This is a genomic window from Arthrobacter sp. N199823 (assembly GCF_002929705.1).
GTDB lineage: Bacteria > Actinomycetota > Actinomycetes > Actinomycetales > Micrococcaceae > Specibacter.
In genome coordinates this window covers 264,293-280,526 of record NZ_PJIN01000003.1, presented here as the reverse complement: position 1 = coordinate 280,526, position 16,234 = coordinate 264,293, and the positions used below count along the sequence as shown (strand labels likewise).

Sequence of the window (16,234 nt, the reverse complement as noted above, 5' to 3'; positions counted from 1 at the left end):
ACGGACAAGCGGTCAATGACTGCCCTAGAGCCAGGGTCAGCTGAGCCGAAATACCCCACACCCCCGCCGAGTGTCCACATAACGTACGTTTGGGGGCCGAAATCAGGCTCAAACGTACATTAACTGGACACTCGAGCCCGCGGGAGGGCGGTCAATCGGCCAGCCGGACCCGCAGGGTGATCCTCGGCTGAACAGGCGGACGGAGCGGTCACGAAGTGGTGCAGCCAGGGTCAGCTGAGCCGAAATACCCCACGCCCCGCCGAGTGTCCACATAACGTACGGTTGGGGGCCGAAATCAGGCTCAAACGTACATTAACTGGACACTCGAGCCCGCGGACGGGCGGGCAATCGGCCATCCGGACCCGCGGGAGGGTGGCCAAGTAGTGCTCCGCTCTTGGCATAGTGTCCGGCTGCTGACTGCAAACCCAAGGGCGGGCCTCGCTACAGTGGAATCATGACGACTTCCGATGCCGCAGCACCCACGCACAATTCCGAGTCCCACCCCGCAAACTCGCTCCCCGCAGTGTCACTGCCGGCCAGCCAGGCGGATTCCAGCGCCCCCGTCCAGCCGCCCGTGGCCAAGAAGGTTCCCACGGAACGCACCCACCACGGGGACACCTTTGTGGATAACTACGAGTGGCTGCGCGAGAAGGAAAACCCTGAGGTCGTGGCGCATCTGAACGCCGAGCAGGCCTACACTGATGCGCTCACAGCCGGCCAGGAACAGCTACGCACGGACATCTTCAACGAGATCAAGAACCGTACGCAGGAAACCGATCTCTCGGTGCCCAGCCGCAAGGATGACTGGTGGTATTACGGGCGCATGGTGGAGGGCCAGGCCTACGGCATTCAGTGCCGCGTCCGAGCCGAAAGCAATGGCACCCTCGATGATTGGACTCCCCCGCTCATTGAGCCCGGCGTGGACGTCCCCGGCGAGCAAATCATCCTCGATGGCAACGTTGAAGCAGAGGGTCAGCCGTTCTTCTCGATCGGCGGCGCCGCCGTTACCCGCGACGGCAACCTCTACGCCTACGCCGTGGATAACGCAGGAGATGAGCTCTTCACAGTCCGCATCAAGGATCTGCGCACCGGCGAGCTCCTTGAAGACACCATCGAGAACGCCTTCTACGGCTTGGCCTTCTCCCCCGATGGCACCACACTGTTCTACATGCTGGCCGATGACTCCTGGCGCCCCCATCAAGTCAAAACCCACGTACTCGGCACCCCCGTGGACAGCGATCAGGTCCTTTACCAAGAGGACGACGTCGCCATGTGGACAGGCTTCGACCTATCTGCCGACCGCCGCCACCTCATGATCAGCATCGGCTGCTCCGAGTTCAGCGAAACTCGCCTTCTGGACTTCGCCGCCCCGGAAAAGGGCCTACAGGTGCTCATCCCCCGCAGTGCCGAGATCTTGTACGACGCCGAACCCTTCCTTGTGAACGGGCGCGAAAAGGTCCTGCTCACCCACGACCGTGACGCCGTCAACTCCATGATTTCCCTGGTTGACGCTGCGGAGTTCAGTAAGCCTGTGGACCAACAGGTCTGGGAGACTGTGGTGTCCCATGATCCTGCTGTACGCATCAACGGGGCATCTGTCACGGCCACCCACATGGTGGTCTCGCTGCGCAAGAACACCATCGAGAGCGTTCGGGTGACCGAGCTGGAAGGCTTGGGGACCGCGGCGCAGGCGGCCGCCGTCGAACCTATCTTCGATGAGGAGCTGTACACGGCTTCCATGGGCGGCAGCGAATACGAATCCCCCGTCATCCGCTTGGTGTACACCTCTGATTTCACCCCGCCGCGCGTTTACGACTACGTGCTTCCGGTAGGCGATGATGGCGGCGAGCTGCTGTTGCGCAAGGAAACACCCGTTCTGGGCGGCTACCGCTCCGAAGATTATGTCGCCACGCGCGAGTGGGCCACGGCCGACGACGGAACAAAAGTTCCGCTCTCGGTGCTGCGCCGGGCTGACCTTCCCCGCGACGGTAACAACGCCGGCGTGATCTACGGTTATGGTTCGTATGAGATGAGCATGGATCCGGGATTTGGCGTGCCCCGTTTGTCGCTGCTGGATCGCGGCGTGGTCTTTGTGGTTGCGCATGTGCGCGGCGGCGGCGAGATGGGCCGACCCTGGTACGACGACGGCAAGAAGCTGAACAAGAAGAACACGTTCACCGACTTCGTGGCCGCCACGGACTGGCTGGCGGGCTCGGGTTGGGTGGATCCTTCCCGCATTGCGGCCATGGGTGGTTCGGCCGGCGGGCTTTTGATGGGTGCCGTGGCAAACCTGGCCCCGGAAAAGTACGCGGCCATTGTGGCCCAGGTGCCTTTCGTGGACGCCCTGACCACCATTTTGGATCCGGAACTGCCGCTCTCGGCCTTGGAATGGGAAGAGTGGGGCAACCCCATCACCGATCCGGACGTCTACAAATACATGAAGGACTACACTCCGTACGAGAATGTTCAGGCCGTGGCTTACCCGAAGATCGCCGCCGTCACGAGCTTCAATGACACCCGCGTGCTGTACGTGGAACCGGCCAAGTGGGTGCAGGAACTGCGCGCAGTATCAACCGGAACCGAGCCGATTGTCATGAAGATTGAGATGGATGGCGGCCACGGCGGTGCGTCCGGCCGCTACGAAGGCTGGAAGACCCGCGCCTGGGACTACGCCTTCCTGGCTGATGCGATCGGGGCAACCGAGCTTCGCTGAGCGGCCACTGGCATGCGCGCCGCCCAGATGTGAAAAATGCCGCCTTTCCCGCATATTGCCGCAGGTCCGTAGACCGGTGGCAATATGCGGGAACGGCGGCGTTTTTGTCCGGTCGGCTCCGGTCAGCTGCGCACCACGGCGTAAACGGCCTCAGAGGTCCATTCGCCCTTCAAGTACATGTTGTTGCGCAACACGCCCTCGCGCTGCATGCCCAACCGTTCGCAAATGCCGGCCGACGCCGCGTTCCGGGCATCGAGCCGGGCTTCAACACGATAGAAATCCAGCTGGTCCAGGGCCAGCTCCAGCACCGCCCGCGCAGCCTCGGTGGCATAGCCTTTGCCTTGGGCCGTGGGTGCCATGGTCCAACCAATTTCGCCAAAACGCTGCGGTTGCGGCCCCTCGGGTTTGCCGCCCTCATTCCACTTCAACGCCATCTCACCAATGAGGCCCGGCTGCCCCTGGAGCTCCACGGCGAAGGTGGCCCAATGCCCCGGAGCGCAGAACGGCTCTTCAACATATCGGGCAATTCTCGCCATGCACTGGGCGTAGCTGCGGGCCTCGCCGTACAGGTACCGCGCCGTTTCCGGCAGCCGCTGGTAGTCGTAATAGGCGTCAAGGTCCGCGGTGGAAAAGCGCCGCAGGACCAGCCGCTGTGTGGTCAGTGGATAGGGAATTTCAACCATGCCACGAGCCTACCCCGGCACCCCAAACGGTGAGTGAGCGTTTACCAAAACACCCCTATCGCTGAGGGAGCGTCTAGGAGGAGAGCACGACGGCGGCACTCGCCTCTGCGATCGCCTGCTCTTCGTTGGTGGGAACCACCAGCACGGGAATCTGTGAATCGGGGGCACTGATCACCCGGGGTTCACCTGAGCGCACCAGGTTCGCTGCGTCGTCGAGCTTCACGCCCAGCGCACCCAGGCGGGAGGCCACCAAGGCACGGAACTGGGCTGAGTTCTCGCCAATCCCTGCCGTAAACACCAACGCCTGCGCCCCGCCCACCGCCACATGGTAGCCGCCAATGTACTTCGCCAACCGATAAGAGGTGACATCCAGGGCGAGCCGGGCATGCCTGTCACCGGATTCGGCGGCGTCCACAATGGCACGCATGTCATTGTTGCCAGCGAGCGCCTTCAAGCCCGATTCCTTGTTCAGCATGGTGTCGATCTCGTCAGCGGAGAGTCCTTGGCGCTGCAGGAATACCAGGATGGACGGATCAACATCTCCGCTGCGAGTGCCCATGACCAGGCCCTCCAGCGGGGTGAAACCCATGGAGGTGTCAATGCTCGCACCGCCCTGAATCGCCGTGAGGGAAACACCATTACCGAGGTGCGCCACCACAGCGTTGAACTCCTCAACCGGGATGCCCAGGAGAGCTGCGGCGCGGCCGGTCACAAACTCGTGCGAGGTGCCGTGGAAGCCATAGCGGCGGATCCCGTACTTGCGGTAGAGCGAATCCGGCACCGCATAGCGCCACGCGTGTTCGGGCAGCGTGCGGTGGAACGCGGTATCGAAAACCGCCACCTGCGGCATGTCCGGCCACTTCGCCGTGATGGCGCGGATGCCCAGCACGTTCGCGGGGTTGTGCAGCGGGGCGAGGGGGTTCAGCCGCTCGATGGCGCGTGTAATTTCATTGGTGATCAACACCGGTTCGCTGAAACGCTCCCCGCCGTGCACCACTCGGTGTCCCACGGCGTCCAGAGGCTTGTGCGCCAGCTCGTCCGCCAGTGCCGCCGCCACCTGAGTCATGGCTTCACCGTGATCGGCAATTGCACCACCTTCCTCGCCAATCCGCTCAATGAGGCCGCTGGCGGCAACCTCATTGGTATCGGTGTCCCTTACTTGATACTTCAAGGAGGATGAGCCGGAGTTGATGACAAGCACGCGCATTAGGAATCCTTCACTTCGGTAGCTTCAGTAGCTTCAGCGGGCTGGCTGCTTTCAGGGGTGCCGGACGTTTGGGCCTGAATGGCCGTGATCGCCACGGTGTTAACAATGTCTTCAACGGTGCAGCCGCGGGAGAGATCGTTGATGGGTTTCTTGAGTCCCTGCAGGACGGGCCCGACGGCGACCGCCCCGGAGGATTGTTGCACTGCTTTATACGTGTTGTTGCCGGTATTGAGATCGGGGAAAATGAACACCGTGGCTTGCCCTGCCACGGCAGAGGCCGGCAATTTGGAGGCCGCGATGGAGGCATCCACGGCGGCGTCGTACTGGATGGGGCCTTCAATGGCCAGATCCGGGCGGGCGGCACGAACCAATTCGGTGGCCCGGCGAACCTCGTCCACAGCCTCACCGGATCCGGAGCCGCCGGTGGAGTAGGAGAGCATGGCAATACGCGGTTCCACCCCAAATTGGGCTGCCGTTGCTGCGGAGGCAATGGCGATGTCTGCCAGTTGTTCCTCATTGGGTTCGGGGTTGACGGCGCAATCTCCGTACACCAACACCCTGTCCTCCAGCAGCATCAAGAACACCGAGGAGACGATGTTGACTCCGGGGCGGGTCTTCACGAACTCCAGTGCCGGGCGGATGGTGTTGGCTGTGGTGTGGGCGGCGCCGGAGACCATCCCATCCACATGGCCCAGCTGGACCATCATGGTGCCGAAGTAGGAACCATCCAACATGGCCTCGCGGGCCCGGGCCAGATCCATTCCCTTGTGGGCGCGCAGCCGCTGGTACTCACTAGCGAAGGACTCCCGCAGTTCGGAGGTCGCCGGGTCAACAATGTTGATGCCACGCAGATCGATGCCGTGGGAGGCAGCCAGTTCCGCAACGGCTGCACCCGAGCCCAGAATGGTCAGATCGCACACATCGCGGCGATGCAGAATTTCGGCGGCGCCCAGCACACGGGAATCGTTGCCTTCGGGGAGCACAATGTGTTTGCGTTCGCTGCGGGCCCGTTCGATCAACTCATGCAGGAACCGTAGCGGGGTCATGGTGGCCGGCCGGGGCAGTGTGAGCCGTTCCAGCAGCTCATGCTCATCCACGTTGCGGGCCCAAGCACCCATTGCGGCGGCGATTTTCCGCCGTTGTCCCGTATGGATCTCGCTGCGCACCTCACTGACAGCAGTTGCGGTACTGAAGGTGTCGGCGTCGTGCGCAAAAATAGGGAAGGGTGCGTGCGCCAGGAAGGGCAGCACGTGCGGATCCGGTGCCAAGCCCCCGGTCAGCACCATGCCACTAGGGACCGGGAATTCAGGGGAAAATGCTGACGCCAGGGTGGCAACCATGACATCGGCGCGATCACCGGGCACAATCACCAGATCATTGGAGTCCAGCTGACTCAGGAAGTTACCCACTGTCATGGCCGCGACCTTGATGGCGTGGACGTCGCGCTCCAGCTCGGAACTGCCAGCTATCTGTCGCATGGAAAGGGCCGCAGCCACCTCCCCCACCGTGGGCCGGGAAATCTCCGGAATTTCAGGGATCACATAGACCGGGCGATGACTGTTTCCCGGGCGAATGGCGGAGGCAATGGCCGTCATATTGTCCGGATCGGCGCGGTTGACCATCATGGCCAGCAGCGAACATCTCTCGGCGGCCAGTTCTTTGCGGGCCACGTCCACGGCGTCAGCGATTTCCTGGGCACTCAGTCCGCGAGCGCCAACAACGGCCAGCATGGGCAGGCCTAAATTGTTGGCCAGGCGGGCGTTGAGATCGAACTCTACTGCCGCGTCTTGGCCCGTCAGATCGGTGCCTTCAACAATGATGACGTCGGCATGTTTGGAGATGTCGCTGAAGATTTCCACGGCCCGGGAGTCGATGTCCTCGCGCCGGCCAGCGGCCATGAGCGCACGGGCCTCGGAACTACTCATGCCGGCACGGCACACTTGCGGATCCAGCTGATACATGCGGCGCAACATGGCCACGGTGGGGTCCGCTTCCGGGTCGAGCGCGGAGGTGATGGGGCGGAAGAAGCCGATCCTATCCGCGCGTCGGTGCAGGGCGTCCGCCAATCCGAGTGACACCAACGTCTTACCAGAACCGGGAGTAGTTGCACTGACATAAATTCCACTGGACATGGTCATTTGTTTACCTTTCGCACGTGTCCCTCCATCCAAGCATGCCGCGTCTTACTTAGGCCCGAATGGCGGCGTGGATCACGTGGTAGTTCTCCCACCCCGTAAGCCGCGCGTTAGAGTTGGCGGCATGTATGAAATTGGCGAGCTGCTCTTCGGACGAATGACCGGGCCCCTCGATATAGCCGCGACGGCCGCCACAATCTTGGGTGCGCTGCTGCTCTGTGCGGCGTTGTTTCTGATTGGCCGGCGCAATGATGTTGGCTGGGGACTGGCCGTTGCTGCCCTGCTTTTGGCCGGAATCGCGTCAGTGCTCCCGTTCCCGCCCATGCTGCTGAGCTCGTCTGCGGCAATAATGCTGTTCGGTGCCGGAGCGGCGATTGCCACGGCGATTGGCGTTGGTGCCGCCGTGTACGCTCTGCTGTTGTTTCGGAAGTTACCGTTGTCCGCCCCCATGACGCGCGCCGTGGTGCTGCGAGCATTCAGAGCGCCGGATGTGGTGGCGCCGGTGGCAGTTGCCGTGCTGTATTCATTGGCCTCGCTAGTGAGCGTTGCCGCAATTTTCACGGGTCTGCACGCCCCGCTCAGCAAAGCCCCGTGGCTCACCTTCTTTGTCACTGGAGTCCTGGCCGGGATAGTGCCAGCCGCGCTCGTGGGCCTGGCGAACCGTTCCCGCTGGGCATGGTTCCTGTTCTTCGTCGCCGCGATTGCTGCTGTTTACGGCACTGTCATGTCGGCGCAGGGCTCGGTGCTGATCTTCCTGTACGTGGTGCAGGCCGGGCTGGCGATCGCCGGTTGGCAGCGCTGGGGATCCATCCCGGCAGCGGCCGTTTCTTCAAGCCCGACGCCGGTCAAGCCCACCTTTTAGCCCACCCTTTGGCCTAGTTGACTGCAGCTGCAGCCGTCTGCGCCGTGCCCGGGTGGGAGCACGCTAGAAGATGAGGTTAAAGAAGCCCCAGCAAAGGACGCTTTACCGTGCGCTGCGTTGAGCACGGTTTGATACATCACTGAGATGTTCTGCAGGGATGCACACTGGAGCATCGTGCCGCCAGCGTTGAAAAAGGCCAGGGCACGGTTTGCCGGGCTACAAGGACTCAGCTGTTTTGCCGCGCACAGGTCGTAGGAGTGGATGACGCCGGTGAAGCCCAGATCGCCACGCAGCATGCCCCCACAGTGGTCCGAGAGAACGGGGCGATGTTGGCCGAGTCAATCCGCTTCTAGTAAGCGCTGGAGACCATGACCAACCGGACACCTTGGTTGACGGTGGGAACAATGGCGGCCTGCCGCATGCCTGCGGCAACAGCATTGCCATGACTGGAAACGGTTTGCGGGCTGTAGCCATACTCCCGTTCTTGGTAGCCGATCGGGGACATTCTAAGGCGCAAGAGCGGCACTGTGCACGGTGTCCAGCTCGGGAGCCAGATTCATGTTGAGACCGGCCGCTGCCCGCTGATTTTCCCCACCTCCTGGCATACGACGGCAAGGTTGCCGGCGCCAGTGCGCCCTGCGACAGCCCGGTGGGGATAGTGGAAAACCCGGCCCGGAAATCACCTGCCCGTACCCGCCTTCCTTGCCGGCGGCCACCAGCAGGAAGTTTCCGGAAAATATTCGCTTGGTGCACGCGGCTTCACGTTGCTGTTTCCTGGCCCTTCACGGCTACTTCCGGCACCGTCCGTGGAGTAGGAGCCGGGCAAAATCATCATTGACACCACATGGCCGGACATGATCAGCTTGTCTGGTCTGATGCACCCGTCGAATCGACTTTAAGGAGGACCCCATGATTGTTCGCGCAGCCTTTCACGCCCAAAACATCCATGCTTTCCTCCCCAGGAGTCGATCCACCCATGAAGTTTTCCACTGACGCCCAGCACTTCGAAAAAATCAACCGCAAGTCCTCTCGGCCCCGCTTCACAAATGGGCCCCTTGAGCGCAAGCCGCATTCAGCCGACTGGAGCGTCCTTGACGATTCCCTCGGCGATAACCAGCGCTGGTCAACGTGGCCCGATCTTGAGAAACTCATGCGCGGGCCCACTCCCTATCCCGAATTCGTGATTGAGGACGCCGCCGCTATTGACACCGAGCTCGGCGTCCTAAAAACCGGCAAGGAAGCGGACGTCTTTCTTGTTGAGCGGGCCACAGAATCACGGCGAGCCCTCTTGGCAGCCAAACGGTACAGGTCTGCCGATCAACGCCTGTTCCACCGGTCATCCACCTACACGGAGGGCCGCTCGGTGCGGCGTTCACGCGATGCGCGGGCCATCAAGAACAGCAACAGCTACGGCCGCGAGGTGGAGGCCGCCCGTTGGGCCAATGCCGAATGGACGTACCTTCGTATGGCGTGGGAGAACGGCATCCCAGTGCCCTACCCCGTGCAAATCTGCGGGAGTGAAATTCTGATGGAATTCATTGCCGACCCCGAGAACCCGGGCGCTGCGGCCCCACGGCTGCAGGCCACGCATCCAAGCGCTGAACAGTTGCGCAGTTATTGGCACCAACTTGTGGATGCCATGACGGCGTTCGCACGCTTGGGCTTCGCGCATGGAGACCTCTCACCTTATAACGTGCTTGCCGCCGGCGACCGCCTGGTGATCATTGACCTGCCGCAGCTGGTGGACCTGGCTGGAAACTTACAAGGAGCGGAGCTGCTGGCACGAGACTGCAAGAACATGTGTGTCTGGTTCTCCGCCCGCGGACTGGAGGTGGACGGCGAGCAGCTCCTAGGCAAGCTGCTCGCCGAAACCCGGTAAGTGATTCATCCAGCGGTCCCATGTGGGTGCCACGAGTTCATACAAAGCCTGGTAACCCTGGGACCGCGGATGCGCGCCGTCGCCCTCCAGAACCTGTTGCCGCCACACGGGGTGACGTTCCAACACGGAGAAGACCTCCACGTAGGGAATGCCCCGTGCACTGCACAACGCGTGGAAGTGCGCGGAGAGCTGAGCGATTCTAGCGTTTTGTGCATCGTCGGAAACTGCCGGCGGTCCCACAACAAGGATGGGATCGCCGGAGATAATCTCCAGAATGCGCTCTAGATTGGAACACGAATCATCCGGGTGAACCCGGGGTATGCCATCCACGGAGGTGGTGTCGTTGACCCCCATGGAGACAACCACACGGGTGGGGCGCAGTGGGGACCGCCGCTGGTCGATTTCTGCGCCGATCCTGCCGAGGATTTGAGCGGAGGTGTTGCCGCGAATGCCCAAATTGTAGGCGGTGACGGGTCGCGCCGCTGCGGCCTGCCGGGCTGCCAGCCGACCGGTCCAACCCAAGGCGGTTTCATCTCCAACGCCAGCCACAAAGGAATCACCCACAAAGCAGATCTGCTGGCCGCCCGGGCTCACGCGGACGGGCTCATGCCGGCCGGGCTCATGCGGAGACCTGAACCGTCCCCGGGCGGAACGGGAGCCATGGCGCGGAGTAGACCAAGGCCCGCGAAGTGCCCTGTTCAACAGTGAAACTGGCCTCCCCAAACTTCCACATCCGGTTATAGAGGAAGACCGTGACCTCCACGTCCCCGGCCACTTTCCAGTTTCGAGTGCCCCACTGCGTTGGTTGGGCCACGCCGTCAATCACCACTGTGGGCTTGGGAAATAAACCCAGCCACGGTTTGCGCAGGGTCAGTTCAAAACGGTGTGTTGCCTTTGAGAGTTCAGTCACGCCTTCAGCCTATCCGCTGTTTGGCAGCACGACGGCGGCACTAACGTTGCGCCGTCGCCTCACCTCCTGCGGCCGGCCGCCGTAGTTCCCAATGCCGTTCTGGCGCCAGCGCTGCGAGGAAAGCGTCGTCGTGACTAGAGACCACCATGGCCCCTTTGTAATCGGCGAGCGCGGAGACCAACTGTTCCGTGGACACCAGATCCAGGTTGTTCGTTGGCTCGTCCAGGAGCAGCAGCTGCGGTGCTGGCTGGGCCAGCAGGATCCGGGCCAGCGCCACCCGGAACCGTTCCCCGCCCGACAGTTCCCGCACGGGCTGGTGGGCCAGATCGCCGCGGAAGTGGAAGCGCGCCAGCTGCTCACGCACCTCGGCCGGATCAGCCGATGGTGCCGCCGCCCTCACATTCTCAAGCACCGACAAGGAATCATCCAGCCCCTCCCACACTTCACCGGTGCGAGCGGAGCCGAAACCGATTCGCTGCCGCAGGTACCCAACAGGCACCGCGGCCAACGGCACCAGCGCATTCAACAGGGTCGTCTTCCCCACTCCGTTGGGCCCAGTCAATGCCACCCGCTCGGGTCCGCGCAGCGTCAGGCGCGCATCGGGCGCAAGGGGCGCTCTGCCGTCGTGCAGTTCACCCAGGTCAACCACCCTGGCGGGCGCATCGAGCACTGTCCGGCCGGGCGGCACGGCAGTGTCCGGCAGATCGATGCGGATGCGAGTCTCGGCGCGGACGGCGTCGCGGGCATCCGCCAGGGCCGCCGCCGCATCAGACTCCCGGCTGCCCATGGTGCCGCGCACCTTGCCTGCCGACTGTTCAGCCTTCTTGCGCAGCTCGTTCGCAAGGATCTTGGGCATCGAATCCGCGGCCTTCCGCCCGGCCTTGGCGCGACGGGCAATCTTGGTCTCCGCTTCAATGCGCTGTCGCTTTTCCGTGGCGAGCCGGGCTCCGGCGTCGCGAACGGCACGCTCCGCCGTCTCACGTTCGGCGGCTAGTTCCGCCTCATAGACAGACCAGTTGCCGCCGTGCCGGATGAGCTCCACGCGTTCCCCGGACCAGGCACGGCTGCGGACGGGGCGCAGCTCGGCGATGGCATCCACACGTTCCAGCAGCGCCCTGTCATGCGTGGCAATCACCAGCGTGCCGCGCCACCGCTCCACCGCCTGATAGAGGCGTTCGCGGGCGGTCCGGTCAAGATTGTTGGTGGGTTCGTCGAGCAGCGTTATGGGACGGGCCGTGAGCTCCAGCCCCGCGAGCGCGGTGATCATGGCCTCGCCGCCGGAGAGCGTGCCCACCGTACGGTCCAGGAAGTCCGGGCCATCTGCCGGTAGCCCGTACCCGGACAGCAGGGCCACGGCACGTTCCTCCAGGTCCCAATCGTCGCCAATGAGCTCCAGGTTTTCCGCCATATTCGATTCCCGCCCGGCCAGCACATCGGCCAGCGCACGGCGCTTCTCAGCCATGCCCAGCAGTCCCGTGACGGTCTGCTCCGTCCGCAGGGTCAGCTTCTGCGGCAGGTAATTAACGTTCGACGACGTCATCAGAGTTCCGCTGCCGGGCGCCAGTTCTCCTGTGATCAAGCGCAGCAGCGCGGTTTTTCCTGTGCCGTTGGGACCAACAAGGCCGGTGCGGCCGGCGGCAAAAACAGCCGAGACGTCAGTGAAGACGGGGGTGCCGTCCGGCCAGCCAAAAGTGAGCCGGGACAGCGAAATGGGATGGGTGTTCTGCATGGTTCTCCTCGACAAGTGAATGCGCCGAGCTGCAGGCCGGACCTCTCAGAGGTGGGCGTGCATCACTTCAGCGCGGTTAGGCGAAAGCGAACCAAGTCTTCAACGTAATACCTGACGTAGGGGATGCGAACTTCTCCAGTGTTGCACGGTCAGGGGCGGATCTGTCAACAGCCCTCCCACCGACGCTTCCTCATATATGGGGAGTTTTTCACCGACGCGTCATCACCTTTGGGGCATTTTTCACGGACGCTCCATCACCGGGCCTATTTCCCCGAGACCACTAAAAAACCATGTTGCAGCCGCCCCGCGGTGGCCCGGGCCGGATCTTCGCCCGCCAGCCCGATGCCTGTGCTGCCAGCTTCATCGTCTACTCTGCTGGAATGACTAATGCCGCCGGAGAACTGGGAAATACCGCCGCGAACTGGTGGGCTGCCATTGCCAACGGCTTCACCCGCACCGATCCGCTCAGTGTCCCCCTGGGCATCTTGCTCGCCATCATTGGCGCGGCCGTTGTGCTGAGCATCCCGCGCGTAACGTGGCGCTGGTTTGGGCTATACGTGACGTTTGTGCACGAGCTCGGCCATGCCTTTGCTGCGCTCATGACAGGCCGTGTGGTGCATGGCCTGAAGATTGGGCTGGACCATTCCGGCCAGCTGGTCAGCAGCGGCCGGCGCGGTTTCAGCGCCACATGGTCCGGCTTTTGGGGCTACCCAGCACCTGCCATCGTGGGGCTGGCACTTGTCTGGTCAGTGTCGGCAGGATGGGCAGGTGCAGCAGCATCCATCGGCGCCTTGATCCTGCTGTTGGCTTTGATATTCCTGCGGAACTTCACCGGGATCGTGGTGGCCCTGCTGAGCGCGGCGGTGGCGCAGGCCCTGGTCATGTTCGCCACCCCGCAAACTGTCAGCTGGGCGATTTTGACCTTGGGGATCGCCTTGGCCGTCGGCTCGGTTCGCGACTTCTTCAAGGTCGCGGCGGTCCACACTCGCCGCCGCAACCAACTCACCAGTTCTGATGCCTACCTGCTGGCGCAGTCAACCGGTGTCCCGTCCGTCCTCTGGCTCGCCGGCTTTGCCCTGGTCATCGGCGCCTCCGGCGCATCTTCGGCCTATTTTGTGTGGGGCATGCTGGCCCGCTGATCTAGTGCTTGCCCAGACGCAACGCCACCAGCGTCACGTCCCCGGAGATCCCTACCCGAAGATCGGCAGGCAGACCGTTGACCACCGTTGGGAGATCAAAGTTGATAACCCCGCCGGAGCCTAGAGGCACCTCCACCGTCAGCCACGGCAACCATGTCCCGGCAGCTCCGGCGCGTTCAAAACTGACCCCTCCACTGCCGCCGTCGAGCACCCGCAGCTCACCCGGCCCAGCAGGCAACGCGGACCAGTTCTTGTAATAGGCCAACGCTGAACGATGCCCCGACGCAACCGTGATTGCCGTGCCAGCGAGGTGCGTTTCCGGCACCAATTCCAGCCCGTGCGCAGCATCGAAGTGCTCGGCACGGACGGTGTCCCCGGGCTCCCGGTCGCAACTGCCCGCCCCTGTCAACACCAAACTAGCTGACAGCGGCAGGTCCTGCGCCGACCGTCCAGCGAGGAAAATGTACTCCCCCGGCTCGGTCAGCATCGCCAAGGATGTGACGCTGAACGTGGCCAACCGCTCGCGAGCAATGGCCACCTTGACCACCCGCTCTTCGCCGGCGGCCAGCATGACTCGGGCATGACCAAGCAGCAGCCGGCGCGGGAATTCGAAGCGGTGATCCGGCGCTGCCGCATAAATCTGCACCAGCTCTGCCAGTTCACGGTCGCCGGTGTTGCGTACAGTCAGCGATGCTTCCAGCCAGGCATCGCCGTGGTCTGTCACCAAGAAATCGCTGTACTTCACCGTTGAATAGCCGAGCCCGTGACCCATGGGATACAAGGGTTCGGCGCGCGAGTACTGGTAGGTTCCGCCACCTGAAATGATGTCGTAGTCCAAAATATCTGGCAGATCGTCATCGTGGGCAAACCACGTTTGCGGCAGTCGGCCATAGGGTTCCACGGTTCCGGACAGCACGTCCGCTACGCCATGCCCCAGCTCCTGACCGGCATGCGAGGTCCACACAATGGCCGGCGTATCCGCCAAGTCACCCAAGGCATAGGGGTAAGAGGAAACAATCACCAGCACGGTGTTGGGATTCGCCTCCCTCGCTACCCTGACCATTTCCTGATCGCGCTGCGACAATTCCAGGGTGCTGCGATCCAGCGTCTCCCGTCCGCCCAAGTGCGGATCATTGCCAACAACGACGACGGCCACACTCGCCTGGGCAGCGGCTGCCGCCACTGCTTCCAAACCGTTCTCCTGGATGCGGAGCGTGAAGCGGTCGGCCACCTCGATATCGCCAGCCACGAGCAGGGCGCTGCCTGTGTGCGCCTCAATGTGGACCCACTTGCCGGTGCCCACGTGTTGCAGCCGGACACTGCCGTCGCTGTCCCGATGGAGGCGGAAGGTCTCCTGCACAATCCAGCCGCCCACCCGTGTGGCGCTGGGGTAAAGGTAACCGTCATTCCCAGCCGCCAGCAGGCGCGAGTTGCCCCGGGCCCGCAAGGTGACTTCCCCGCCACCCCAATCCTGTAATTCAAAGAGCTGATCGGCTCCGGCGGTGGCGGAGCTTGCCGCAAGGGATTCATTCTCGGCAGCAGTGCCGAGGTAACGGCCTGTCCGAATGCTGCGCAGGGCAACCACATCGTGTCCGCCCACCGTTTGAACGCTCGGGTAAATTTCACCTAAACCAACGGCTACACTGAGCTCATATTCCGGCGTTCCGCTGTACCAATCTGTCAGGACGTGGGTCCCCAAAGCACCGATGACTGCCACCGGTCCAGGGTCTTCCGGCAGCGGCAGGAGGGGGGCCGCCGTCGAGCCTTCCGCGGCAGTAGGAATGGCATTATTGGCCAGCAGCACCACAGATTTTGCAGCTGCTTCACGAGCCAGAGCCCGGTGGGCCCCCGCCTGCTCAGCCACGTCGGCACCCGACTGCGCTGCGTGAATCTCCTCGCCGAACTCACCCGTTGCCGCACGGAGGCGCAGCATGCGCAAAACGCTCGCATCGACGTCGTCCATGGTGATCAGCCCGCGCTCCAGAGCCGCTTCCAGGTGGGCACTAGAGGGTGCTGAATCGTCGCCGTCGTCGGTGAAATTATCCACGCCGGCCAACAGCGCCGCGGCATAGGCTGCGGGGGCATCGGGGAAATATTTCTCGGCCTTGTACAGGCTCGTGGGCGCCCCAGCGTCAGTCACAATCGCCAGATCCGCTCCCCCGGGCCACTGGCGCAAGTGCTCCGCCACTAGATCGGAAACATGGGCGGGCATGCCATTGACCAGATTGTAGGAAAGCATGACGGCGCCCACTGCGCCTCCTGCGATGGGTGTGCTGTAGGCGGGCAACTCGTATTCGTGCAGGACTCTGGCCCGCAGCTGCGAGGAGGAGACGTTGCGATCAACCTCGTTGTTGTAGCCCAGGAAGTGCTTCAGCGTTGGCACTGTTTGCCAACGGGCCGGGTCATTTCCGCGCAGGCCATGGCAGAAGGCCCCGGCAAGCTGGCCCGTCAGGACGGGATCTTCGGAGAATCCCTCCTCGTTCCTGCCCCACAGCGGATGCCGCAAAGGGTTGACCACGGGCGCCCACACGTTGAGGCTGATCGAGGGGTTTTCCTGGCGCTTGGCCCGGACCTCACGTCCCACAGCATCCCCAACGCGCTGGAGTAGATCCTCATCCCATGTGGCAGCCAAACCCACCGGCTGCGGAAAAACAGTGGCCTTCCCCAACCAGGCAACCCCATGGGCACCCTCAGTGCCTGTCTGATAGGCGGCGATCCCCAGCCGCTGAACGCCCGGTGAATGCTGGTGCAACATGGCCACCTTCTCCGCAGGACTCAACTGCGCCAATAACTGCTCGGGGCTGTTGCCGGGCTGCACATTATTGGCGGGCTCATGGCCGGCTGGCTCGGTACTGGCGAGCTCGGGAGCAGGAGTGGTCATGGCGACGGGTTGAGTCATGGTGGTTTCTCCGGAAAGGTGTTTTATGTTTAAACGCTTGCGCAAGGGATTGGGTTCTATTGTTACATCACTTTTTCA

The 16,234-nt window shown here is 62.9% G+C and carries 12 protein-coding genes; 4 read left to right on the top strand and 8 right to left on the bottom strand.

Translation table 11 applies throughout. From position 1 onward, the window contains the following. Nucleotides 1-454 precede the first annotated feature (454 nt). The gene (locus tag CXQ93_RS08500; RefSeq protein WP_104110012.1) at nucleotides 455-2,713 is read left to right on the top strand and encodes a S9 family peptidase; all 2,259 of its coding nucleotides are present in this window, start codon (nucleotides 455-457) and stop codon (nucleotides 2,711-2,713) included. A gap of 122 nt (nucleotides 2,714-2,835) precedes the next feature. Here the strand turns inward: CXQ93_RS08500 and CXQ93_RS08495 are convergent, their stop codons facing one another. The 3 genes from CXQ93_RS08495 to pta all read right to left on the bottom strand — a co-directional run bounded on the left by CXQ93_RS08495 (nucleotide 2,836) and on the right by pta (nucleotide 6,735). Continuing rightward, nucleotides 2,836-3,396 carry a GNAT family N-acetyltransferase gene (locus CXQ93_RS08495; RefSeq protein ID WP_104110011.1) on the bottom strand — a complete coding sequence of 187 codons (561 nt, stop codon included), beginning with the start codon at nucleotides 3,394-3,396 and terminating at the stop codon, nucleotides 2,836-2,838. 73 nt (nucleotides 3,397-3,469) lie between these two features. Beyond that, entirely contained in the window at nucleotides 3,470-4,603 is a 1,134-nt protein-coding gene (locus tag CXQ93_RS08490; protein WP_104110010.1) for an acetate/propionate family kinase, read from the bottom strand. After that, nucleotides 4,603-6,735: a phosphate acetyltransferase gene (gene pta / locus CXQ93_RS08485; protein ID WP_104110301.1), complete on the bottom strand. Its 2,133-nt coding sequence runs from the start codon at nucleotides 6,733-6,735 to the stop codon at nucleotides 4,603-4,605. Before pta ends, CXQ93_RS08490 begins: the two co-directional genes overlap by 1 nt. A gap of 127 nt (nucleotides 6,736-6,862) precedes the next feature. On the opposite strand from pta, the gene CXQ93_RS08480 reads away from it, so the two are divergent. After that, nucleotides 6,863-7,600, top strand: coding sequence for a hypothetical protein (locus CXQ93_RS08480; RefSeq protein ID WP_104110009.1), 738 nt, complete (start codon nucleotides 6,863-6,865; stop codon nucleotides 7,598-7,600). 349 nt (nucleotides 7,601-7,949) lie between these two features. Here the strand turns inward: CXQ93_RS08480 and CXQ93_RS20630 are convergent, their stop codons facing one another. Continuing rightward, a complete protein-coding gene (locus CXQ93_RS20630) occupies nucleotides 7,950-8,117 on the bottom strand; it encodes a hypothetical protein (protein WP_181036095.1) in 168 nt (55 codons plus the stop codon). A gap of 459 nt (nucleotides 8,118-8,576) precedes the next feature. On the opposite strand from CXQ93_RS20630, the gene CXQ93_RS08475 reads away from it, so the two are divergent. Then, a complete protein-coding gene (locus CXQ93_RS08475; protein WP_104110008.1) occupies nucleotides 8,577-9,479 on the top strand; it encodes a serine protein kinase RIO in 903 nt (300 codons plus the stop codon). Here the strand turns inward: CXQ93_RS08475 and CXQ93_RS08470 are convergent. Genes CXQ93_RS08470 through CXQ93_RS08460 form a run of 3 tightly spaced genes read right to left on the bottom strand, consistent with a single transcriptional unit; the run spans nucleotide 9,450 to nucleotide 12,118 of the window. After that, nucleotides 9,450-10,073, bottom strand: coding sequence for a GDSL-type esterase/lipase family protein (locus CXQ93_RS08470; RefSeq protein WP_104110007.1), 624 nt, complete (start codon nucleotides 10,071-10,073; stop codon nucleotides 9,450-9,452). The two genes, CXQ93_RS08475 and CXQ93_RS08470, sit on opposite strands and share 30 nt — an antisense overlap. Nucleotides 10,074-10,098: 25 nt before the next feature. Next, entirely contained in the window at nucleotides 10,099-10,389 is a 291-nt protein-coding gene (locus CXQ93_RS08465) for a hypothetical protein (RefSeq protein WP_104110006.1), read from the bottom strand. Between the two features lie 40 nt (nucleotides 10,390-10,429). Beyond that, complete coding sequence (locus CXQ93_RS08460; protein ID WP_104110005.1) at nucleotides 10,430-12,118, bottom strand: ABC-F family ATP-binding cassette domain-containing protein; 1,689 nt, start codon at nucleotides 12,116-12,118, stop codon at nucleotides 10,430-10,432. Between the two features lie 290 nt (nucleotides 12,119-12,408). On the opposite strand from CXQ93_RS08460, the gene CXQ93_RS08455 reads away from it, so the two are divergent. Beyond that, nucleotides 12,409-13,257 (top strand): M50 family metallopeptidase, encoded by an 849-nt coding sequence (locus CXQ93_RS08455; protein WP_258068770.1) that lies wholly within the window; start codon nucleotides 12,409-12,411, stop codon nucleotides 13,255-13,257. Nucleotide 13,258: 1 nt separating this feature from the next. Here the strand turns inward: CXQ93_RS08455 and CXQ93_RS08450 are convergent, their stop codons facing one another. Further along, nucleotides 13,259-16,156, bottom strand: coding sequence for a beta-glucosidase (locus CXQ93_RS08450; protein WP_258068769.1), 2,898 nt, complete (start codon nucleotides 16,154-16,156; stop codon nucleotides 13,259-13,261). Between the last annotated feature and the right edge of the window lie 78 nt (nucleotides 16,157-16,234).

What these genes read in the sequence shown, in the direction of transcription:
- CXQ93_RS08450 (WP_258068769.1), bottom strand. Translation starts at nt 16,156, where the DNA reads ATGACTCAACCCGTCGCCATGACCACTCCTGCTCCCGAGCTCGCCAGT.
- CXQ93_RS08480 (WP_104110009.1), top strand. Translation starts at nt 6,863, where the DNA reads ATGTATGAAATTGGCGAGCTGCTCTTCGGACGAATGACCGGGCCCCTC.
- pta (WP_104110301.1), bottom strand. Translation starts at nt 6,735, where the DNA reads ATGTCCAGTGGAATTTATGTCAGTGCAACTACTCCCGGTTCTGGTAAG.
- CXQ93_RS08455 (WP_258068770.1), top strand. Translation starts at nt 12,409, where the DNA reads ATGTTGCAGCCGCCCCGCGGTGGCCCGGGCCGGATCTTCGCCCGCCAG.
- CXQ93_RS08495 (WP_104110011.1), bottom strand. Translation starts at nt 3,396, where the DNA reads ATGGTTGAAATTCCCTATCCACTGACCACACAGCGGCTGGTCCTGCGG.
- CXQ93_RS08500 (WP_104110012.1), top strand. Translation starts at nt 455, where the DNA reads ATGACGACTTCCGATGCCGCAGCACCCACGCACAATTCCGAGTCCCAC.
- CXQ93_RS08490 (WP_104110010.1), bottom strand. Translation starts at nt 4,603, where the DNA reads ATGCGCGTGCTTGTCATCAACTCCGGCTCATCCTCCTTGAAGTATCAA.
- CXQ93_RS08460 (WP_104110005.1), bottom strand. Translation starts at nt 12,118, where the DNA reads ATGCAGAACACCCATCCCATTTCGCTGTCCCGGCTCACTTTTGGCTGG.
- CXQ93_RS08475 (WP_104110008.1), top strand. Translation starts at nt 8,577, where the DNA reads ATGAAGTTTTCCACTGACGCCCAGCACTTCGAAAAAATCAACCGCAAG.